General features: G+C 58.0%; 18 protein-coding genes and 1 pseudogene. 10 read left to right on the top strand and 9 right to left on the bottom strand.

Annotated features, from left to right (window positions below):
• Positions 1-316: 316 nt before the first annotated feature.
• Positions 317-1,195 carry a response regulator gene (locus AM571_RS22705; RefSeq protein WP_004674359.1) on the top strand — a complete coding sequence of 293 codons (879 nt, stop codon included), beginning with the start codon at positions 317-319 and terminating at the stop codon, positions 1,193-1,195.
• On the opposite strand, the gene AM571_RS22700 is transcribed toward AM571_RS22705, so the two are convergent.
• The 3 genes from AM571_RS22700 to AM571_RS22690 all read right to left on the bottom strand — a co-directional run bounded on the left by AM571_RS22700 (position 1,161) and on the right by AM571_RS22690 (position 3,166).
• Positions 1,161-1,808 carry a BON domain-containing protein gene (locus tag AM571_RS22700; protein WP_004674356.1) on the bottom strand — a complete coding sequence of 216 codons (648 nt, stop codon included), beginning with the start codon at positions 1,806-1,808 and terminating at the stop codon, positions 1,161-1,163. The two genes, AM571_RS22705 and AM571_RS22700, sit on opposite strands and share 35 nt — an antisense overlap.
• Positions 1,809-1,931: 123 nt before the next feature.
• Entirely contained in the window at positions 1,932-2,114 is a 183-nt protein-coding gene (locus tag AM571_RS22695) for a PDZ domain-containing protein (protein ID WP_010030806.1), read from the bottom strand.
• A gap of 395 nt (positions 2,115-2,509) precedes the next feature.
• The gene (locus AM571_RS22690) at positions 2,510-3,166 is read right to left on the bottom strand and encodes a TetR/AcrR family transcriptional regulator (RefSeq protein WP_018247134.1); all 657 of its coding nucleotides are present in this window, start codon (positions 3,164-3,166) and stop codon (positions 2,510-2,512) included.
• Between the two features lie 43 nt (positions 3,167-3,209).
• Between AM571_RS22690 and AM571_RS22685 the strand changes: the two genes are divergently transcribed.
• From AM571_RS22685 to AM571_RS22675, 4 genes are all read left to right on the top strand, one after another.
• Entirely contained in the window at positions 3,210-3,953 is a 744-nt protein-coding gene (locus AM571_RS22685) for an SDR family NAD(P)-dependent oxidoreductase (protein WP_018247133.1), read from the top strand.
• Positions 3,954-4,082: 129 nt separating this feature from the next.
• The gene (locus AM571_RS36515; RefSeq protein ID WP_155774532.1) at positions 4,083-4,226 is read left to right on the top strand and encodes a hypothetical protein; all 144 of its coding nucleotides are present in this window, start codon (positions 4,083-4,085) and stop codon (positions 4,224-4,226) included.
• Positions 4,227-4,365: 139 nt separating this feature from the next.
• Positions 4,366-6,465 carry a hypothetical protein gene (locus tag AM571_RS22680; protein WP_225881307.1) on the top strand — a complete coding sequence of 700 codons (2,100 nt, stop codon included), beginning with the start codon at positions 4,366-4,368 and terminating at the stop codon, positions 6,463-6,465.
• 253 nt (positions 6,466-6,718) lie between these two features.
• On the top strand, positions 6,719-7,531 hold the full coding sequence (locus tag AM571_RS22675; protein ID WP_018247132.1) for an IS5 family transposase: 813 nt from the start codon (positions 6,719-6,721) through the stop codon (positions 7,529-7,531).
• Positions 7,532-7,621: 90 nt separating this feature from the next.
• Here AM571_RS22675 and AM571_RS22670 read toward each other — a convergent pair whose 3' ends face one another.
• The gene (locus tag AM571_RS22670) at positions 7,622-8,731 is read right to left on the bottom strand and encodes a hypothetical protein (RefSeq protein WP_018247131.1); all 1,110 of its coding nucleotides are present in this window, start codon (positions 8,729-8,731) and stop codon (positions 7,622-7,624) included.
• 431 nt (positions 8,732-9,162) lie between these two features.
• On the opposite strand from AM571_RS22670, the gene AM571_RS22665 reads away from it, so the two are divergent.
• Positions 9,163-9,390, top strand: coding sequence for an XRE family transcriptional regulator (locus tag AM571_RS22665; RefSeq protein ID WP_004680466.1), 228 nt, complete (start codon positions 9,163-9,165; stop codon positions 9,388-9,390).
• A gap of 79 nt (positions 9,391-9,469) precedes the next feature.
• Here AM571_RS22665 and AM571_RS22660 read toward each other — a convergent pair whose 3' ends face one another.
• The 3 genes from AM571_RS22660 to AM571_RS22650 are packed head-to-tail and all read right to left on the bottom strand — an operon-like array spanning position 9,470 to position 14,929.
• Positions 9,470-12,724, bottom strand: coding sequence for an error-prone DNA polymerase (locus AM571_RS22660; RefSeq protein WP_004680467.1), 3,255 nt, complete (start codon positions 12,722-12,724; stop codon positions 9,470-9,472).
• Complete coding sequence (locus tag AM571_RS22655; protein WP_004680468.1) at positions 12,721-14,232, bottom strand: Y-family DNA polymerase; 1,512 nt, start codon at positions 14,230-14,232, stop codon at positions 12,721-12,723. Before AM571_RS22655 ends, AM571_RS22660 begins: the two co-directional genes overlap by 4 nt.
• Positions 14,153-14,929, bottom strand: coding sequence for an ImuA family protein (locus AM571_RS22650; RefSeq protein ID WP_004680469.1), 777 nt, complete (start codon positions 14,927-14,929; stop codon positions 14,153-14,155). Before AM571_RS22650 ends, AM571_RS22655 begins: the two co-directional genes overlap by 80 nt.
• 282 nt (positions 14,930-15,211) lie before the next feature.
• On the opposite strand from AM571_RS22650, the gene ligD reads away from it, so the two are divergent.
• Both ligD and AM571_RS22640 read left to right on the top strand, forming a co-directional pair.
• A complete protein-coding gene (gene ligD, locus AM571_RS22645) occupies positions 15,212-16,279 on the top strand; it encodes a non-homologous end-joining DNA ligase (protein WP_018247130.1) in 1,068 nt (355 codons plus the stop codon).
• A gap of 60 nt (positions 16,280-16,339) precedes the next feature.
• Entirely contained in the window at positions 16,340-17,113 is a 774-nt protein-coding gene (locus tag AM571_RS22640) for an SOS response-associated peptidase family protein (protein WP_010031308.1), read from the top strand.
• A 295-nt stretch (positions 17,114-17,408) separates the two neighbouring features.
• Here AM571_RS22640 and AM571_RS22635 read toward each other — a convergent pair whose 3' ends face one another.
• Entirely contained in the window at positions 17,409-17,732 is a 324-nt protein-coding gene (locus AM571_RS22635) for a hypothetical protein (protein ID WP_004680472.1), read from the bottom strand.
• Positions 17,717-18,034: a hypothetical protein gene (locus tag AM571_RS22630; RefSeq protein ID WP_196776362.1), complete on the bottom strand. Its 318-nt coding sequence runs from the start codon at positions 18,032-18,034 to the stop codon at positions 17,717-17,719. The genes AM571_RS22635 and AM571_RS22630 overlap by 16 nt, the downstream gene beginning before the upstream one ends.
• A 7-nt stretch (positions 18,035-18,041) precedes the next feature.
• On the opposite strand from AM571_RS22630, the pseudogene AM571_RS22625 reads away from it, so the two are divergent.
• Positions 18,042-18,661, top strand: a pseudogene (locus AM571_RS22625) (plasmid pRiA4b ORF-3 family protein).
• Positions 18,662-19,049: 388 nt separating this feature from the next.
• The gene (locus tag AM571_RS22620; protein WP_004680475.1) at positions 19,050-22,187 is read left to right on the top strand and encodes a site-specific DNA-methyltransferase; all 3,138 of its coding nucleotides are present in this window, start codon (positions 19,050-19,052) and stop codon (positions 22,185-22,187) included.
• Positions 22,188-22,190 lie beyond the last annotated feature (3 nt).

Raw genomic sequence — 22,190 nt, 5'->3', positions numbered from 1 at the left:
CGCTTTTTGTTGGATTGTGAGAGCACGGATCCTGCCAACTGCTTGGTAGCAGTGCTGTATTTCGTGCTCGATAGAACCTGCGAAGCCTTGTCCTCCATCGCAGCTCCTGTCTGCTTTGAGGTGCCCGCCTGCAAGGGCTCTGTTGCAAGATCGACTCCGACTATGTCCTGATGTACCCGGCGATCCGCCCCGGCAGCTACGTCCTCATTTCCGTGACCGACACCGGCACCGGAATGACGTCCGATGTGATGGAGAGGGCTTTCGACCGTTCTTCACCGCGAAACCGACGGGCTCGGGAACGGGGCTTGGGCTGAGCATGGTCTACGGTTTCGCAAAGCAATCCGCAGGGCACCTGCAGCTCTACAGCGAACTTGGCGAAGGGACGACGGTGCGCCTCTTTCTTCCACGCGCCGACGCCGGAAAGGATTCTCATCCGAACGAGCAGCGGGCTGAGGAAGCCCCGCCTCGGGGCACGGAAACTATCCTGGTGGTCGAGGACGACGCGAGAGTTCGCCGAGTGACGGTCAGCCGCCTGCAGACGCTTGCCTACTTCGTGATCGAAGCTACGAACGGGATCGACGCGTTGAAGGAGCTGGAGGCGGGGCATGACGTAGCGCTCCTGTTCAGTGATGTGGCCATGCCGGGAATGAACGACGACGAACTGGCCCGGAATGTCCGGGAGCGCTGGCCGAGGGTGAAAATTCTCCTGACGTCGGGCTTTTCTGAACCCCATGCCGCGGACAAGGAGATCGAAGCGGGCGCCGGCTGGCTGAAGAAGCCGTACACTGCATCGGAGATGTCGACCCGTCTCAGGCTGCTGCTCGCCGCGAGGCCTAATAGCGATTCTGCTCGACAGCAGGATTTCAATTTAGAAAAATCAAACCCGAACCTCAATCGCGCTGCCGTTGCGGGGACTCATATCTTTCTTCGCGGAAGATCCCAGCCTACGTCGCCACCCAAGGTCGCTCTCCAAGAACATCAATGGTCGCCTTGTGCTCGCGACGGAGGCTCTGCAACGGGTGGTGCGGAATTTCGTTCCGAAGACGAGATCTGCGCGCAAGTCGATCAAGGAAATTGGGCTCTATGCGAAGGGCGCTCAGCGGCGCCCTTGCTGCTGAGTGTGGGCAGAGCAGTAATGTCTAGCCAATCCCGATATTCGATCACCCGACCGTCAGTCGGTCGTCGAGAGTGCTGATCCCTGGAGCGGACCATGCAGCGCGCTCCGCCGCCTGCCGTTCCGACCAGGTCTTCACCTTGCCGGAGAGGATTACCTTTCTGCCTTGGACGTCGATTCTGATTGCATCGGCCTCAAGAGCGGCGTCGCGCTGGAAAGCATCCTCGATGCGTTTCTTGACATCCACCGCCGTAATATGCGGCTTCAGCTCCACTAGGTTGGACACCCCTACTACGCCGGCGAGATCCCGCACGGCGTCGTAGGCCGCGTTCTTTTGATATTGCCACTCGACCTCTCCCCGCAAGGTGATCCACCCTTTGAGGACCCGCACCTGCACCGAATCCTTTGGCACGGAAACGTTCCAGTCGAGCATTTTGACAGCGCGCCGGGCGATGTAGTCGTCGTCTGTTTCCTTCGGCCCGAAAATCCGGACCTCGATATCGGCAGCTATTCCGCGCACGCCCTTGACGCGACTAACCACGCGCTCTGCGGCTTCTTTCTCCGCGTAGGTGCGCACGTGACCAGTCAGTGTGACGATCCCGCTATCGACCGCGACGCCGATATCAGCCGCGTCGATGCTGGGCTCGAATTCCATTTCGTCGAGAATGTTCTGTCTGAGTTGAATGTCGTTCATGACAACCTCCTTCAGGTTTGCGACGTGCCGATCGTGACAGCGCCGCAGATTTTCGTCGTTGATCTTCATCAAGCACGAGAGCGACCTTGGAATTTCAGCGGACAGAACACGGTCTGCGGGCTGCTACTGGGTCTGCACGTCAGCGGCCACGAAGAGGCGGTGGCCGTTCCTCACGACGGTGATGAGAGCACGGGCATGCTCCTTCACGAGTATTGAGAGGAGTTGCCCGACGTCCGTCACCGGCTGCTGGTCGAGAGCGACGATAACGTCGTCCGGCTGCAGGCCGGCCTGTGCCGATGATTGCACTGTGGCGTTATAACATATTGCCAAAGTCTATTTATGGGAACTGCAGTATCGAAGCCAGAAGTGCACCTGTGTTGTGGAGTCGTTAGCGGCCGTAGCCGCGCCATGACCAATTCAAAATCAGCATCGAAGGTCACCATTCCGCCTTTAGCGTCATCACTGGCACAGATATTCCTGATACTCTGTGAAGCACATCTCGCCGCTCAGTTAGAAGCGTATAAGCGGATACGGCGGAATGGCGGGGACTCCATATAGTGCGGGATCAGGCGTTGTTACACACGTGGAACCAGGATGCTGAGCGCGAACGATTCGTACGGCGCGATGAGCCTGCGCCATTAGTGCACGTCGCGCGAGGCCCGCCGCTTTATTTGATATTCAAGAGCAACGGCACCTAAGACTTATGTTCGAAAAGGTAATGACGCTAACGTGATATCGACGATCGACATAAGATGGGATCGCGATGCGCCATCGCGTGCGAGGGTCGACATGCCCTGCGCAACAGCCATGATGAGCCCCGCAAGCGCTACCGGATTTACGTCTGGGCCTATTTCGCCTTTATCTATGGCGTAGGAAATTCGAATCAGTAGCTGTGCCTCAAGATGGCGCCTGATGCCGGCAAGCATCTCCTGCAGATCCATCGAGTCTTGTGAACAGCTTATGACCGACGTTGCCAGCAAGCAGCCCCGAGGGGTTTCCTCTCCGGTAAACTTGGTAGCCGCATTGACAAGCAACTCGTGGACGACCTCCGTGAGCGACTTTCCGTCGCTGACCACGTCCTCAACTGCCGGCCCGCTCGCGAGATAGAGTTCGACAGCCTCCAGAAACAACCGCTTCTTGTCTCCGAAGGCGGTGTAGATGCTCGACGGTTTGACCCCGAGCGCGGCGGTCAATGTGGCGAGAGATGTCCCTTCATAGCCGTACCGCCAGAACAGCACCATCGCCTTTTGGAGAGCAGCATCCCGGTCAAAGGACAGGGGCCGTCCACCCTTCCTAGGCGCATGATAAAGGTCGTCAATCATAGTGATCATTATTAAACTCTTGACGGCTGTGTTCAAGTCCCATAAATGTGTTTCCTAGTGATTGATAGGAAATTAAGATATGCAAAAGCTTACTGGGAAAGTCGCGATCGTGACCGGGTCGTCGAAGGGCATTGGCGCTGGCATTGCTGAGCGCTTGGCTGCGGATGGCGCCTCTGTAATCGTGAACTACGCCCGATCGTCGGACATGGCGCAGGCCGTCGTCGATAGAATTACGGCGGCTGGCGGCTCCGCATTCGCAATCAAAGCCGACATCTCCAACCCGGCCGAAATTTCGTCCCTCGTTCGCGCTACCATCGAGAAGTTCGGAAAGTTGGACATTCTCATCAACAATGCGGCTGTCTATAAAATGGACAGCCTTGAAAGCCTAACCGCTGCGAGCATCGACGAGCACTTTGCTCTTAACGTGCGCGGCCTTCTTCTTATGACGCAGGCCGCGGCTCGCGAATTGGGTGAAGGAGGCGTGATCGTTAATATCAGCTCCGGAATGGCGCAAAGTCCTTATCCTACTGTGCACGCTTACTGCTCAACGAAGGGAGCGGTCAACACGCTCACGCGGTCTCTCGCGCTTGAGCTGGGATCTCGCAAGATTCGGGTAGTAGGGATCGCCCCCGGTTTCACCGCCACGGAAGGCAACGCCGATATCCGAGACGTTGCGTCCGATGGCTACTTGATCGGTAAAACGCCGCTAGGTCGAATAGGCGAGCCTACTGACATCGCCGCAGCAGTCTCCTTCGCGGTATCTAGCGACGCGGATTGGATAACGGGAAGCACGATCGACGTCGCGGGCGGCATGATCTTTTAGATATTACCATCGAGCGACCGCGCAACGGTCGTTCTCAATGCGATCGAATTCTATTATCCTGGGTCAAGGGATAGCACGCAGTTAAACTCATGGGGTCGTCCAATCGCAGCCGGGCGCGTCAATAGTAAGTTGTGTCGAAGCAGCGCTTCCGGGTGCATTGTTGTCATCGCGTTCCATATCGCTCGCCGCATGAAGGAGCTTGCCGGCCCGAGCGAGATCACCTTCACCGTCTTCGACGAGATCGGCTATGCCGAAGCGGCTCCGGCTCAGTGAGCCGGCCGTACACTCATGTATGATCGCCCGGATATGTCCGGGTCGATCTTAGGGACGCTTGAGTTCGCCAGCCGGTGCAAGATTTATGGTGAAAAATACAATAATAATGTGCACCATTGTGGCAACCTGGGGGAACGACATGAGGAAACTTTTAATTGGACTTGCCGCCATCGTCGTGTTGGTCTGCGGTGTAGCTGGGACATATCTTTATCATCTGTTTGAAGAGCGGAGACTCGAAGAGACACTTGCGTTGCAAGAGCGCTCGCTGGCCCTCACCGAAGCCATTCTACAAACCGGGGCCAAGCCAGACGACTGGAGCAACCGCATCTTTCTACCCGAGCGCGCGCTGAGAGGACTTGTAAGCGGGCTCAATGGGATCGAACGCGTCGTTCGCCTCGGCGATAAGGATCCCGAAGGACACTATGATGGCGCAGTCATAGTGCGGGTCGAAGAAGCGGTGCTGAGCACGAACGATGGCTCATTTCATGCCAAATTATCGCTTTCCGCTCATTATCAAGCCGATAAAAAGACGTCTTGGTGGGCAGGAACGACAGCATTTGCTGAACTCGATACCATGCTCCTTCCGCTGCCCGACAAGGACGACAAAGGCCGGAACGCAATCCGCCTTCATCTCGTCCCGTACGCAGTTAAGCCTAAATTCAATTGGGGAAATTTATCATTAAGTTCGGGGGACCTCTTAGCCGAACTAATCGCCGACGGAGCTTTTACGGGTTGGGGCAAGGAACTCGTTATTCCGGGGCCAAGCATTGTGAGTGACTTAGAACTGGACATTGGCAAAGCGAATTCCAGTCACAACAAGTTCGAAGTGAGCGGCGGGTATGATCTTGCGATTAAGATCAATCGCGACAAGCTTCATAGAAGCATTGCAGCCGAAATCCCCGTATCGACGACAAACGGCATTTGGATGCTCGGCGGAAAAACTATCGACGAGGTCTTCTCGCACTTGGCCGAAACAAAAGAAACGACTTCTGAAGCGCTTGAGCGCCGCAGGAAATCGGTTTCCGACCGTCTGCGCCCTTTCCGCGACGATCGCGATCTCGTCTATGTCCGAATCCACAATACTCCGATTTTAGAGATGGCTTCAGAGCTCCGTCAGGCAACGACGGGCTCGATCAGCAGTTCCAATGCGAGCGGAGAGATCGCTCACCCAGCCTTGCTGAAGGACGACCTCTTAGGTGAGGTCAGCCTTGTCGTCACGCCACGTGGGCCGTCATTTCTCTCCGGATTGTTCGACGTTCAGCCACCAGACATCAAGTGGGTGCCTGGGGTTGGCCTTCAAACCGCACTTCGAGTAGATGCAAGCCTGAAAGTGGAACTGCACACCCACACGAATGCCGCCTTTGTTGGAGGAGGTTTTGGCAATGATATCGATCTTCACGCCAAAACGTCACTCGATCTTCCAGTCTCGATAAAAGTGGCGAAGCAAACGGTCGCCGCCGGCTCGGCGATTGTTCTGATACCCGAGCTTGCCTGCCGACGTATAACCATTGGCGTTACCCCGAGCGCGCCTAGCGACATCGCGGCGAATGCGTGGCTTACCATTCATCAGTTGAGGATTGACGTTGAGCGCAACATCGGCGGCGGGAAACAAGCGCCTTCAATTTTGATCTCCAGCCTCCCGACATTCTACCCCTTCGGCAAAAACGAGGAGCCAAGGCCCGACGAACGCGAGTATACGAACTTCGGTCGCAGAGGTGTTGAGGTCGCATGGGATCCGAAGGACGTCGTGGTGGGGGCGGATTATCTTGAGCTCTCCGCAGGTTACTCGATAGTTCCAAAAACGGGTGATGCGGGTCCGGTTTCGAAGGAACAGTTTGACGCTTTCAAGACAGCCCTTAACGAAGCCGTTCCCGCTATTGCCTGCGAGCCCGATGACAACTTCATTCTTAAGTCTTGGAATGTCACGCTACTAGATAAGAACTTGCTTGCCAAAGCAATCATGGACGCCGTTCGGGCGGGGCAGCATGTGGCGGAGGAAACGAAAAAAGAATTGACCAAGCTCTACGAGCGGCCTTTCGACTCCCTCAAAGATCTTCCTGACAACGCCTGGCGGGAGGGGACGAAAGGCGTTCAGGGCGCAGTCGACAACGCCAAAGCTGCAGCAGATGCCGCCGCGAAGGCTGCCGCCGATCTCGCGAAGGGGATCGCCGATGCCGCTCAGAAAGCAAAGGATGATCTTGAGCGTTCCGATCTTAACCCTGGGAATTGGCATTGGTGACACTATCAGTTCCGCGAAACTTCGACCAAGTTCTCTTTGTCTGAACGCCGATGTAACTGCACCACCCGAAGAGAGCGAAATAGACGTATATTTGTATCGGTTGATAGATCCACGGCATATTCCCGGTGACGTCTCCGATACAAAACATGCTCGGTGATCCGGAAGCATACCTAAGAGCCCGTCTCGAAAGGGTTGAGTAGCTGGCGCGGTCGTGATTCCGAATTGGGTGTCGAAGCCTAATCGGAGAGACCTGATGTGGACGCCAGCTACCCGTCGCCAGCATAACCGAGAAAGCCTGCGTTATGAAACCGATCTGACGGATCGCGAGTGGAATTTGATTGCGCCGATGATGCCGGCTGCGGCGAAGACGGGACGTCCGCGCGGATGGCCGCTGCGCGAGATCATGAATGCAATCTTCTATGTCATGCGCGGCGGCATCGGCTGGCGGCTTCTGCCGTCCGACTTTCCGCCGAGAAGCACGGTGTTCCGGTGGTTCTGCCGGTTCCGCGACGACTGCCTGTTCGAGAAGATCAATCACCAGCTTCTGATGCAGGATCGGCAGCGATGCGGACGCGAGGCCTCGCCCACGGCCTCGGTCATCGACAGCCAGACGGTCAAGACCTGCGAGAGCGGCGGGCCGCGCGGCTATGATGCGGGCAAGAAGATCAAGGGCCGCAAGCGCCATGCACTGGTCGACACCGACGGTCGGGCGCTGGTGCTGTTCCCGCATCCGGCCAATATCCAGGACCGCGACGGAGCGGGCCCGGTGCTGCAAGCCTCGCGGCGGCCATTTCCATTTGTCGGCAAGGTCTTCGCCGATGCAGGCTACCAAGGCCCGCGCGTGGCCGAAGCCACGTCCATTGCAGTCGAAATTGTCAGGCGAAAGCCCGATCAGATCGGCTTCGCCGTGCAGCCGAGGCGATGGGTGGTCGAGCGCTTCTTCGCCTGGATCAGCCGTAACCGCAGGCTATGGAAGGACGCCGAGGCGACCATCGAATCCGCCACCGCTTTCCTCTACGCGGCAGCCGTCATGATCCTCGTCAGACGCATCGCACGCCAATCATGACCAGTTTCGGCACGGACTCTTAGTGGCACGGTTTTTTACCTGCTCAGTGCCGACCATAGCTCTGTCGAGGTTTTTAGACGCAAATGCTCGTCACCCTTGAGATCTCCATGATCTCTTTGAAAAGTACCCGATTGCCCTATCGTCCAAGAGGTCAGCTTCAATATTGAAAGCCGCCGCCACGATGTCGTCCATTTCCTTGGCTCGATCAACCGTTGCGTAACGCGCTTCGAGCCTTTGCTGTTGCAGGTCTATGGTGTCCTTCCAATAGCGGGTGCCTTTTATATCTGCGTGTGTGTCAACGAAGCGGGCAAGGGGTCCCCCGGCCCCCCAGCCAACGAAACCTGGACATGCGCGGCAGAACTCGTAGAGTTTTTCGTCACGAGTCGCGATCCACACATCGTGCTCGATCACTCCAAACATGAACTGCTCTCGTGAATTATTCACGATATCAGCGGCGGAGATCAGTTTTAGGTCATTAGCACCGTTCAGCGCGATACGGTGTAGCTCTTGGACCCGGGTCAAGCCTTTGGCGCCGCCCTTCTTCAGTTTCGTGAAATTGTTCACAGTGGCCGACTTCCGCGTCCTCACAACGTCAGTCATACCCTTTTCAGGAGCGAATACGTATCGCGCGATCGACAATTCCTTCAGGCTGATGAGGTTAAGGACTTCCTCGCAGTAGTCGATGTAGAGCGTGAATTTTTCAAACCCGTCCAACGCTTCCAGGCGATAAATAATGTTTAAGGCCAGCAGTGACGCATAAGAGCAGGCGATGGTCGTCTGACGCTCCGGTGATAGTGCACTGAAGGCCTCGGGCTCAAAACTTTCGCCGGCGAAAGGAACCTTCACTGAGTTAGGGTCATCCCGGAACTTGGGCAGGTAGTCTCTGCAAAACCTTTCGAACGCAGCCTCGACCGGAGCCCGTCGCCCCGGCGGAAGCTCCTGGTAGGCAGCAGCAGGCGATATGAAAACGCCGTATTTTGACGTCGTCTCGATCAACCTTGCCAGATCGACAATGCCTGCGTCTTTCAAGTCCTTATGCCGCTGCGATCCGTTATACGCGATTTCAATCGTCAGCAGGATGTTGGTGTCCACCATCACATTTGTCTGCCTTCGGTTCCGGTAATTCTCGCGGATTAAGCCTTTGTTGATCTTAATTATTTCGGGAGAGCTGGAAGAGGATTTGAAAGTGTGTACGGTCATATTCTCTGTTTCTGCATTGAGCGTCTATTCATTTGCCCGGTCGCCATACATTCGCCACCGCCAATACACCTAAGTAACAACCTTACGTTACTAATTCTCTAGGTTCTTGGGCGACGAGACGAGCTTCGCTCGCAGGTCCGGACTAATCATCACAGTGCCTGAACACTGCGCGACGTTCTCAGCGAGAGCGTCGCATTGCGGGAGCCTAAATTCTCATTCCGTTCGCCCTTAGCGTATGCTTCGCACGCCTCTTGTTCCCCCAATAAACGACGAGTTTGGTGAGTGGTACACGACGCTGATCGAGGCCGTTCAGGACGATATTGTAAGGGCAGTCGGGGCTTCTAGAAGCCAAACGGCAGCAACTTCCTTTCCCTCCCCTTCTCATCCGACACCTTGCACAACAGAATGGCCCAGAAGGCCGTGCCCGCAAGATGAAGCGACAAAGACAATTCTCGAAGACTTGGCGCTACACGAGCTGCGCGTGGCCCGAAAAAACTCAGCAGGATCTGGCACGCGCACTCTATGTGAAGCAGCCGGCTGTCGCAAAGCTGGAGCAGCGTGGCGATATCTATGTCAGCAGCCTGCGACGCTATATGGAGGCTTTGGGCGGCACGTTCGAGATCACCGCGAAATTCCCCGACGCCTCGGTCAACATCTAGATTTTCAGCGAAGTGGCCACTGAGAAGTAACATCGCTTTGAACCAATAGCGCCTCCGACCAGACATTTACCCAGATCGCTCAATGAAAATTCCGGCTCTTCACCTTCAGCGTATCGATATGAAGATCGGGTGTGAACATGTCCCGCGGAACGACCGGCTTTAGCCGATCACGTGAATCCGGCCCACCCCCATGGGCAAACTCGTCGCCTCTCCCGGTCGGCAGCCTGAACTCCGTATCTCGATCGGCAAGGCCAACCAGATCGGCTGAGAGATCGAAGAGTTGCTGGGCGACGAGATGGACCACCTCCCCTTCTCGCTGGATCCGCCCGTTGATCGCCATCATTGAGGATCCCAGTACGATACGCCGACGCTTCTCGAATAGCGACGGCCACACAACGACGTTGGCCGGACCCGTCTCGTCCTCGATGGTGATGAACATCACACCCTTGGCCGATCCCGGCTTCTGCCGCACCAGCACGAGTCCAGCGGTGTAAACCCATCGGCCATCCCGAGCATTCATCGCCTCGGCACAGGTGATGATATTGCGTACCGACAGGCCCTTGCGCAGAAAGGCGACCGGATGCTGGCGCAAAGTCAGCCCGATGTGGCTGTAGTCCTCGATCACGTTGTGGCCGTCGTTCATCTGCCGAAGTGCCACCTCCGGCTCCTGTTGCTCGGCAATTGCTGTTGCCTCACGTTCGGCGGCGGCGGCAAACAGGGGTAACGGCTCGTCGCGCAGCGCCTTGATCGCCCAAAGCGCATCGCGTCGTTCGAGTTTCAGCGATGGCAGAAAGGCGTCGGCCTCCGCGAGTTGAACAAGCGCTTCGGTCGGCACGCTAGACCGGCGCCACATGTCATCGACTGAGGCGAACGGGTTGTTCATGCGCGCTGCAACGATCCGTGCGGCGTCCGCGACAGCCAGCCCTTTCACCTGCCGAAACCCGAGGCGCACAGCATGACGATCGCTGCCTCCAATCCTTTCCAGCGTGCAGTCCCATCGCGAGCGGTTGACGCAGACCGGCCGCACCTCGACGCCATGCTTGATCGCGTCCCCGACGATCTGGGCCGGAGCATAAAATCCCATTGGCTGGCTGTTGAGAAGGGCTGCACAAAAGACGTCGGGGCAATGGCACTTGATGTAGTTCGAAGCGTAGGCAATCAACGCAAAGGAGGCCGCATGACTTTCCGGAAAGCCGTATGAGCCAAAGCCCTCCAACTGCGAAAAGGTCTTTTCGGCGAACTCGGCCGAATATCCGTTCTTGACCATGCCTGACACCAGCTTGTCCTTGAAGCGCGAGACGCCGCCGGTGAACTTGAAGGTCGCCATGGATTTGCGCAGCTGGTCGGCCTCACCACCGGTAAAGCCGGCACAGACCATGGCGACGCGCATCGCTGACTCTTGAAACAGCGGCACGCCAAGTGTCTTGCCGAGCACCGCCTCCAACTCGGGTGTCGGATACTCGACGGGCTCCTTGCCTTCGCGACGACGGAGATAGGGATGCACCATGTCGCCCTGGATTGGGCCCGGCCGCACGATCGCCACCTGAACAACGAGATCGTAGAACGTGCGCGGTTTTAACCGCGGCAGCATCGCCATCTGCGCACGGCTTTCGATCTGGAAGGTGCCGAGCGTGTCAGCCTTGCGGATCATTGCATAGGTCGCCGCATCCTCTTGGCTGATTTTCGAGAGATCAAGATCCTGCCCTTTGTGCTCGCGGATGAGATCAAAAGCCTTGGCCATGCAGGTGAGCATCCCGAGCGCCAAGACATCCACCTTCATGAACTTCAGAGCCTCGACATCGTCCTTGTCCCATTCGATGATCTGCCGGTCTTTCATCGTCGCCGGCTCGATCGGTACAAGATCGTCCAGCCGGTCATGGGTGAGGACAAAGCCGCCGGGGTGCTGGCCGAGATGACGCGGCGCGCCCATCAGCTGCTGTGCCAGTTTCAGGGTGAGCGCTAAGCGCCGGTCGTCCGGGTTGAGATTGAGTTCCCTGATGTTTCGGTCGGGAATTTCTTCCGACCAGGACCACATGCCTGACGACAGCGCCTTGATGACATCTTCAGGCAGGCCAAGCGCCTTGCCGACATCGCGGATTGCGCCCTTGGCCCGGTATCGGGTGACGGTCGCACAAAGTGCCGCCTTCTCCTTGGTATAAGTCTTGTAGATCCACTGGATGACCTCCTCGCGCCGTTCGTGCTCGAAGTCGACATCGATATCCGGCGGCTCGTCGCGTTCCTGGCTGACGAAACGCTCGAAGAGGAGATCATTGGTCGAGGGGTCGATCGATGTGATGCCGAGAATATAGCAGACGGCGCTGTTGGCCGCCGATCCCCTGCCCTGACAGAGAATGCCCTGGCTTCTGGCAAAGCGCACGATCGAAAACACCGTCAGGAAGTACGGCGCGTATTTCATGGTGCGGATGAGATCGAGCTCGTGGCGTACGGTCTTCAACACGTCCGGCGGCAGACCTTCCGGGTACCGGTCCGGCGCACATTCCCAGACATAATGCTCGAGAGACGCCTGGGCGTCCTTGCCCGGAACGATGGCTTCCTCCGGGTACTGGTAGGTCAGCTCCTCAAGCGAGAACTTGCAGCGATGCACGATTTCCAGGGTTCGCGCGAGTGCTTGCGCGTAGCGCGGAAACAGGCGTGCCATTTCCTCCGGTGGCTTGAGGTAGCGGTCGGCGTGGCGTTCGCGCTCGAAACCGACATCGTCGATCGTGGTGTTGTGCCGGATACAGGTAACGATGTCCTGCAATTGCCGCCGGCCCGGCTCATGAAACAGCACATCATTGGTGACGACGGTTCTGACCTTGAACCGAGCCGCCATGTTGGAAATCTCATGCAGCCGCAACTGGTCGTTCGGTCGCCGACGCAGACAGAGAGAGACGTAAGCGCGATCACCAAACAGCTCAGCCATTTTTCGAAGCTGGATCGCGCAAAGATCATCCGGCAGATCCGGCACCAAAATGCCGATCATCCCCTCGGAGTAAGCGACGATATCGTCCCAGTGCAGGATGCAGTTGTTCTTGCCGCCGCGCGATTTGCCCAGCGTGATGAGGCGCGTCAGGCGCGAATAGGCGGATCGGTCCATCGGATAGACCAGCACAGACATCCCATCCGCGAGATCGAGCCGACAGCCGACGACCAGGCGCAGACCCGTGGCGCGAGATGCTTCCAGGGCGCGGACGATCCCGGCCAGCGAATTGCGATCGACGACGCCGAGTGCTTCGATGCCGAGCTGTTTCGCCGTCTCGAACAATTCCTGTGCAGAGGAGGCGCCGCGCAGAAAGGAAAAGTGGGTCGTGACCTGCAGCTCGGCGTAGCTCATGCGAAGATCCCGTGGCAGAACCAGCGATGGGACCCGGTCTCGGGATCCACTCCGTCGCCGGAGCGGAACACCCACAGGCGCTCGCCTGCCTCGTCCTCGATGAGAAAGTAGTCCCGCACCGCCTCCATCTCGGCGTCACGCTGCCACCACTCCCCGAAGATGCGTTCCGGGCCGTCGGCGCGTTTGACCTTACGGCGCTTGCCGCGCCAGACGATGGAAACAGGCGGCCGGTCCGGCATCAGCGCAATCGCCTCGATCAGTTCGGGTCGTGGCAAAAGCCGGACTGGACGGCGCCAATGGCTCACCCAGGCAACAGGGATCGGTTCAGCAACGGGACTGATCCGCCGGACGGAACGTTCCGGCACATCGGATGCAACCGGCGCGACGCGATAGACCCGCTGGCCCCGATTTCCATAGATATCGATGAGCGGTGTCACATCGGTGATGTCATCCTCGACCAGAGCAGAGACTTTCTGCGCCTCCTCCAATGGCTCTACCATGACGGCGACAAGGGTGAGCCTCTCGATCCCGAAACCCGGCTCGATCTTTTCCGTCCGGTCCCGAAACAGTTTCGTCAGCCAGGCAACGTCGCGGGCAGGTTTGGCAGTGCCTGCGCGAATGGCTTGTCTGGTGCCGTCGACCTTCTCGACGATCAGGTCGGCGCGGCGCACCCCAAGGCCGCGCTTCTGAAGCTCATCGACCAGTTGGACGACGAGGCGGCCGACATATTTGTTGATCGTTTCGGCAGCGCCAATTGGTTCAGCGAAGGCTTTCGAGACTTCGACCAGCTCAGGCGTCCGGATTGGCTTGATCGGCTCGGCGATGCGACAGAGCATCTGGTCGAGACGGCGCCCAACCTCCGGCCCAAAGCGCAACGTCAGCGGCGCGCGCGGGGTATTGGCAAGCTCCCCGATCGTCTGAAATCCGAGAATGCGGAGATCGCTGACAATCGTTGCCGGCAGGCGCAGGAGCGATATAGGCAGCTTTTCGACGGCCCGCACTGTCTCACCCGGCGGAATGACAATCGTCTCGCGCTTGATTGCGCGGGCGCAGGCATGGGCTGCACCCCAGCTGTCGGCGACCGCCACGCGGGCAGTCAGCTTCCTGCCCAGAAACTGGTTGGCGATCTTTGTCACCATTGGCAGCTCGCCGCCCTGCAGGTGGTCGGCGCCTTCGGTGTCCATCACGATGCCGTCGATCCCGTCAATCGCGACGATCGGCGAATAGATTGTTAGTGCCCACAGTGTGATGCGTTCGAGGGCTACCCGATCGGCTTCGATATCCGCGTCGACCATCATCAGGCCATGAAACAGCGACTGCGCCTTTGCCGCCGGCATGCCGACATGCACGCCTGCCACCCGGGCAGCCGGGTCGGCAGCCGAAACCCATCGCTTCGACCCGCTTCTTGCGATCACGGCAATTGGCTGTTCAGGCGAAATGGAGGGATCCGCCCGCCGAATACGATCCGTCGGCAGATCCGGAAGATAGATCGAGACGACCCTTGTCATCACACGCCCTCACGAGAAACTCAGCACACTCACCCGCTTTCACGCGCATCAATTCAAGAAACCATTGAGGCCTGCCCACCCCCGGTACCGGCAGCTCTTCCGATGGCATCACACTGACCCGCCATCTGGTTGTTGACGCCGTCGGCTGGCCAAAATCATTCGCCTCGGTCTGCCGTCGCCATCGCCGGACGGCAAGAGCCATCGTCCCGGTTCGCTCGGCGGCTAGCTGCAATCGGCGGGAACTGACCATCGGCAGGCGGACAAGTTCGCCGACGACCGCTCCGAGACCGCCGAACGACAGTCCCTCCTCCATATTGGCCAGAACATCCTCTTCCCTGTCGGACTCGACAAAAATCACCCGGTCGGGATGGAGGCCCACCTGGGCAAGCGCCGGAAAGAATAGATCCGGTCGGGTCAAACACCAAACGACGGGGCCTTTGGTTCGCGCGGCAATGCCGGCCACACAGAGTGCCGCCGCCGCGCCATCAACAGTACCGGAACCGCCGCCCGCGAACTCATGCAGCGCTCCATGGGCGAGACCACCGCCCGGCAGGACCGCATCGATCTCCGACAGACCGAAGGGCAGACAGCCGGCACGTCTGGCCTGCGCACCCTCCATTGATGCGATGCGCTCGCGCAGATTGGCGATCACATCGGAAACCTCCTCAGGGGCCCTCGTGGCACGGGCAGCATTCATCGTTCACGGCTCCCTTCAAGGTCGCGTTGGCGGGATCGACATCATGTCGGGCGGGCGATATGTTCACTATCTGTTCTTGTGCCAGCAAAGAGTCAAGACACATTGAGCGTAGGAATATTCGCCTAGCATTAGCGATCTTGAAGATTGCGAACGGAATCAATCGCGTAAGGCCGAAAAGAATTTTTGGCGCAGTTTCCGGGCGTTTGGGCCCTGCCGGTGGATAGCGGGGAAAGAAGTCAGTTCGTCGCAATGTTCTTAAGCTTTTTGTGCTGCACTTCAGCCATGACAAAGCCTCCCAGGTCAAACCCACCTAGAACAAAGCCGCTTCTTCGTGACGGCGAAGCTCCGATCCGCTCGAAGCCACGCAGGAAACGCAATCCGGCACAGCCACAGCTGCTTTTCGATCCCATGCCCGATCGGGTTGAGCCAGCGCTGGCTGAGCTGAAGGCACATCCGCCAAAAGGTGATCAGTGGAGCTGGGAGCTGAAATGGGACGGCTATCGCCTGGCGGTCCATATCGAGCCGCAAGGTGTGCGCATCCTTACACGTGGTGGCCATGATTGGACGCATCGCTTTCCTGATATAGCAGAGGCCGCTCGGGCGCTCGGGCCGGCGACGATGATCATCGATGGCGAGGCGGTGGTGCTTGACCAAGAAGGGCGACCGGATTTTGAGCTGCTGCAGCAATCGCTCGGCGCTTCTGGAAAGGCCGCTGGCAACCGCGCCTCGGACGCCATTCTCTACGCCTTCGATCTAATTTATCTCGACGGCCATGATCTGCGCGGGATCGAATACCGCTCGCGCCGGCATCTTCTTGAGGATACGCTCACCGAGAAAGATGGCGCCATCCGTCTTTCGGAGACGTTCGACGCGGATCCCGCTGTCCTGCTTGAGAACGTTTGCCGCCTTGGTCTCGAAGGCATCGTCGGCAAGAACCTCGATCAGCCCTATCGCTCCGGCCGCACCGGCGACTGGGTGAAGGTCAAATGCGTTGAGAGCGAAGCCTTCATGATCGTCGGCTATGAGCCATCCACGGCGTCGCTTGGCGGCTTCGGGTCTCTCGTGCTTGCCGCCTACCGCGACCATGATCTTGTTCATGTTGGGAGCGTCGGCACGGGCTTCAAGCAAGCCGAGATGGATAGGCTGCGCAAGACGCTCGACAATCTGCGCTGGAAGCAAAAGCAGCCACCTGTGTCCTTCGCCGGGAAAGCTGACATCGTCTGGGTCGCGCCGACCTTGATCGCCGAGATCGAGTTTCGGGCCTGGACCGGAGACGGCAAACTGCGGCATCCATCCTACAAGGGCTTGCGGGAACGTCAGGACAATGCCGACGTCTTCACGCTCGACTAGCGAAATCGGTATCGTCCGTTAGATTGTCTTCCACGACCTTGCGAACGTGGATGGCGTTGGATGTGCAATCTCTACCGGATGGAAGACAAGGACTGGGTCGCGAAGTGGGCCCAGGATGCCGAAAGCCTGATCAATCTGATGCCGGCCTATCAGATGAACCCCGACCAGATGGGGCCGGTCGTCCGCAACACGGCTGACGGAAGAAAGCAGCTCGTGCATGCGCGCTGGGGCCTGCCATCGCCGATTTTCGTGCAAAAGAAGGCTGCGGAAGCTCGGGCGGAGAAACTGAGAGCCAAGGGTCAGGCAGTCGAAATGGACGAGCTCATCCGCATGGAACCGGACCGGGGCGTGACCAATGTCCGCAAGCTTAACCTTCCCCACTGGACACGATGGTTTGGCATCGAGCATCGATGCCTGGTCCCGGTCACAAGCTTTGCCGAACCGGATCCGGCAAGCCAGGAAACCGGCGGCAAGGTACCCAATACCTGGTTTGCCCGCGATGAGGCGAAATCGCTGATGTTCTTTGCGGGCATTCATGTGCCGCAGTGGAAAAGCGTGCGGAAGGTCAGGGACGGCCTGACCACTGACGACCTCTATGGGTTTCTCACCACGGATCCCAACGATCTCGTCAAGCCCATCCACGAGAAGGCCATGCCGGTACTGTTGCTGACAAAGGAAGAAACCGACATCTGGATGCGGGCGCCTTGGGACGAGGCAAAGCACCTCGCTCGACCACTACAGAATGATGCGCTCATCATTTCTTCACGCGAACCATACGGATCTACGATCGTGTCGAAATCCGGAGAGCCGGTGGAACAGGGTAGTCTGCTTTGACGCCTGATCTCAGACCACGAATCTGTCGTAAAACGAAAAAGCCTGCAGCGGGAGGAGGTGCGGCAGGCTTTTCGAAAGAATTGAACAACGGCTGGGAGGAGGAGTGCCGCTGTTCCGTCAGACGTCCCTTGGGAGGAGGGGTGGGTCGCCTGAAACACGAAGCCCTGCGGGAGGAGGTGCATTGCTTCGATGCCCTGAGGATACCAGAGGCTTCTTTGATCGCCAGCATTCAGATCGCAATGCAGCCATGCGTATGCTGCATTGCAACATAAATCTTTTGCTTATTTTTCGGCCACTATGATGAAGGCACAGCTTTCTGCGTACTCGGCTCAAAGCCGAGAACGAACTCGATCACCTTGGTGGATGACATTTCGCACGGCTTCAGCAGCGAGCCTGATGCAGCCAATCGATAGAAGTTGAAGCTGATGATATCTGTTCCGCCAAGCTCCTCGCCATAGAGCCAAGTCCGCTTTCCGTCCTCCGACCGCTTGACGGTCACGCCCCATGCTCGACCACCGAAATTCCCGTGAATATAGCCGTCAGATAGTCTGGCAAGCGCGGCTTCAAATGAGGCAGAAACAGCAGACGCTTCTTTGCTGGAGGTCAGGGCGCCAGGCATTCGTCACAAATCCCACAGCCATCGTCATCCATGCTCGATGCCGGGCGCAACTTTCGACAGCAGGGACAGATTGCTGCGTCCGGAGTGCAGGTGTCTTCCCGTTCCGGCGGAAGAATTTCGATGCACACCTTCGACACCATATCGGCCGCGCTTTGATCCATGGCGATGCTCCAATTCAGGCCCATACCAGAGATAGTGAGCATCGACGCCTGCACAAGCCGGCAGGTTGCTGCCAGGAGCGTGCCGATCCCAGCCATATCGTCGAGCGACCTTCTTGACGATCTCCTTGCGACCTTGTTCATTCCTGTCATGTTCAAGCCCGCAAACGCCGTGCAGATCAAAGTTTCCATCGACGAGATCCAGCCGCAAGTCTGGCGTCGGTTAGTCCTGCCCATCGACTGGAATCTTCAGCACCTGCATCTCGGAATTCAGGCTGCCTTCAACTGGTGGAACTATCATCTCTACGAGTTTCGGATTGGTGGTCTACGCTATGGTGATATCGAGGTCCTCACAGAGGACGCGACCGACGACGATCCTCGCGTCTTCGATCAGACAGAGGTTCGCTTGCTGGACTTTGAAGAAGGTTCTGTCTTCAGCTATAACTATGATTTCGGGGATGGCTGGCGGCACACCGTTGCGGTCGAGGAATTCCTGACACTCGCGCCTTCGCCAAAACAGGGAAGCTGCATTGCTGGCGAAAGGGCGCGGCCACCCGAAGATGTTGGCGGCGTTTCCGGCTATGAGCGCTTCCTGGAGATCATCGCCGACAAGGAAGATCCGGAATATACTGAAACTATCCGGTGGTGCGGCGGCTACTTCGATCCGGAATGGCTCGATCTTGCGGTGGTGGACAAGGATCTCCGCAACGCTTTGCGCTCGTCAAACGGCGCCTGTACCAACCAAAACCCAAACCCATGTCCACGAAATGAATTGGATGAGGTTCAAGATAGACGCCTTGAAGGGATATGAACCAACGACCCGCCAGAATTTCGGATGCAAGGCGGTAAATAAATCAGCCAGATCAAGCATCTGGTCTGCTATGGGCTGTCCGGAAGGGGACCGCAACCTGTCAGGCCGTTTGTTGGAGTGCAGCGGGTAAAGCAAACGTTCCGCGTTGAGAGCGGCTCGCTCACGCTCCTCAGGGGCCATTTGCGACAACCCTCGATGCTGCGCTAGAGCTTCGCCGAAGCGACCATTCGCATACTTGCTCGCTTTATGATCTTCAGTCGGGCATCAGGAAATAGAATTCCTAGGTGCAAACGGACAACCGGCGCGATAGGTAATGAAGAACAAGACCGTTTATGAGTTCCTGGCCCCATGTCCGATATTTCCAATCTAATCCTGTCCCTGACACCCGAAGATGGCTCCACCATTGGCAACGGGGCGATGCTTGCGCTGCTGCGCGAGCACATGCCGGACCTTGCCGAAGACGACTACATCGCCGCGCGCGATGCGCTGATCGATGAGGGCGTGCTGGGGAGTGGCCAGGGACGTGGCGGGTCGATCTTCCGTGTCACGGATGAACCGGACGATGATAAAGACGACCTAGACGAGGATGAGAGTGACGAGGACGACCAGTTCGAACTGATCCACACCGAAGAGGCCGCCTCGCGTCAGCGAAGGGCCAAGGCCGGGAAGAAGGTCGCGCGCAGGGCGGACGGGCTCGTGGAGGTGCTGTCCTACCGCCACGGCGAGACGCGGGTGAACAACCCCGAGGTCGGGATGGTCCATGCCGGTACAGATCCAGATGGCGACAAGACGGTCTGGGCCTATGACCCGCATCTCGACCCGGTGCTGAATTTTGACTCTGCGCGCGCGGGAATCGAGAAGCTGATCGACGACGCGCTGGCCAGCGAAGATCCCGAGCGGATGGAGGACGCGCTGCGGGAACTGAAGCGGCTGCAGGCGCCCTATTTGAACTGGACTGGCAAGGCAGAGCGATTGAGCTTCGAGGTCGATACCGTCTCGCTCCATGTCCATGAACGGGTGGACCCGGCGACGATCCTCGCCAATGCGGCGAAGCGGCTGAAGGGCAAGGATGCGCCGACCCAGTGGCGGCAGCCGGACCTGTTCGCCGCACCGTTCGAGAACCTGCCGCTGCGCCAAGCACTGGATTTCTATCACCATGAAAAGGGCTGGTCGAACCGGCTGGTGGCGGGCGACAGCCTTCTGGTCATGAACTCGCTTCTGGCCAAGGAGAGCATGCGCGGCAAGGTGCAGATGATCTACATCGATCCGCCCTATGGCATCAAATACGGATCAAACTTCCAGCCCTTCACGAACAAAAGAAAGCTGTCAGACTCGGATAAAGATGAGGACCTCAACCAAGAACCCGAGATGATCAAGGCCTTTCGGGACACGTGGGAACTCGGCATCCATTCATACCTCACCTATTTGCGTGACCGCTTAATATTGGCAAGAGAGCTGCTGAACGATAGTGGAGCAGTCTTCGTGCAGATATCTGATGAGAATGTACATTTGGTCAGGGGAGTGCTTGACGAAATATTCGGCGTTACAAATTTTGTCTCGCAGATATCATTCTCGAAAACAGGATCTGTGACTGGCAGCCACCTCGGAAAGGTTTGCGACATCCTGTTGTTTTACGCGAAGAACAAAGATCGCCTGAAGTACCGAACTCTCTATGAAAAAAAGCCGGATATGGATGGCGACTATTCTGAAGACCCGCTGAAATCGGATGGCTTCAGAAGTACGACCACCTGCCCATACAATTTCATGGGAAAGAGCTGGCCGTGCGGCGCGAATGAACATTGGAAGGTGCCGATCGAAGGACTTGATCGCGCGGCTAAAGCTGGGCGGATAGTTCCGAAAACTACGTCGCTTCGTTTGAAGAAATTTGCGACTGATTTCGAATACAAGGTGTTTCACTCAGTTTGGCTTGGGTTTGGTGGCGCATCCAACATGCAATACGTCGTCGAAACCAACACCCGCATTGTAGAGCGCTGCATATTGATGACGACAGATCCAGGTGATCTAGTGTTAGATATTACCTGCGGCTCCGGAACTACGGCGTTTACAGCTGAAAAATGGGGGCGCCGCTGGATCACTTGCGATACCTCACGTATTGCCATCACGCTCGCAAAGCAGCGGCTGATGACTGCCAGCTTTGACTACTACATTCTAAAATACCCGCACGAAGGATTGAAGGGCGGATTTGATCATGAAACTGCAAAGCGCATTAGCCTGGGGTCGATTGGCAGCAATACGGATATCGACAAGATATTTGATGAAGACCATCCCAAAATCGCCGCGGCGCTGGCCGATCTGATCAGTGCGCTGGCCGCCACTCCACCAAAGCCACTCAAGCCCAGCCAAGGCGTGCGCAAGGGTGAGCCAGTAGACTTCGCCAAAGGTGACACCCTGCACGAATGGGAAGTGCCGTTAGACTGGCCCGACGCATGGCCCGATACAGCCCGTGCGCCCTTCGAAAGCTTCCACAAAGCCCGGCAGGCGATGCTGCGCCGCATGGACCAGAGCATAAGTGACCACGCCGAGCAGGAAACGCTTTACGACAAGCCGCGCATCGACAAATCCAAATTGCGCATCTGCGGGCCATTCTCAGTCGAGGCGGTGCCGGCGCCTACCGTCCTGTCGCTGGACGACAGCTTGCCCCCACAAGAGGCCGACGAAACCGTCGCCCGCTCCGGCGAGACGTCGCGCCAAGCGCTCTGGCGCGACGAACTGCTGAAGACCGGCGTGCGTGGCAAGGGCGGCGCCATGCTCCGCTTCGCCGAATTCGAGACGCTGCCGGGGCTGAAACACATACACGCCAGCGGATTGCTGGCCGAGACGGGCGAACGCGTCGTCGTCAGCTTCGGCCCCGAGCACGCGGCGCTGGAGCAGCGGCAGGTGGAACTGGCGCTGACCGAAGCCGAGACCCTGCGCCCGTCGCCGAAATTCATCCTATTCTGCGCCTTCACCTTTGACCCTGAGGCTGCGAAAGACATCGCCGAGGTGAACTGGCCGGGCGTAACGCTGCTCAAGGCGCAGATGAACACCGACCTTTTGACCGAAGACTTGAAGAAGGGCCGCAGTTCCAACCAGTCCTTCTGGCTGATGGGCCAGCCCGATGTGGACCTGCGCAAGCGCAAGGACGGGCTGTGGGAGGTTCAGGTCAACGGTTTCGACTATTTCGATCCGCGCAAGGGCGATCTGGTCTCGGGCGGCACCAAGCAGATCGCCATGTGGTCGCTTGACGTGGATTACGACAACCGATCCTTGATGCCGCATCAGGTGTTCTTCCCGATAGCGGATGCGAAGGGCGGCTGGAACCGCCTGCGCAAAACCGTGAGGGCAGAGCTGGACGAAGACCTGCTGGAGCAGTTCCACGGCACCGTCTCGCTGCCCTTCGAAGCGGGCGAGAACCGACGCATCGCGGTCAAGATCGTGGACGACCGCGGGATCGAGTCGCTCAAGATCATGTCGCTGGAGGGATAAGCC

The sequence above is a fragment of the Rhizobium etli 8C-3 genome (genome assembly GCF_001908375.1).
Taxonomy (GTDB): domain Bacteria; phylum Pseudomonadota; class Alphaproteobacteria; order Rhizobiales; family Rhizobiaceae; genus Rhizobium; species Rhizobium etli_B.
Note: the sequence above shows the minus strand (reverse complement) of the source record. Positions and strands in the feature narration are given on the sequence as shown.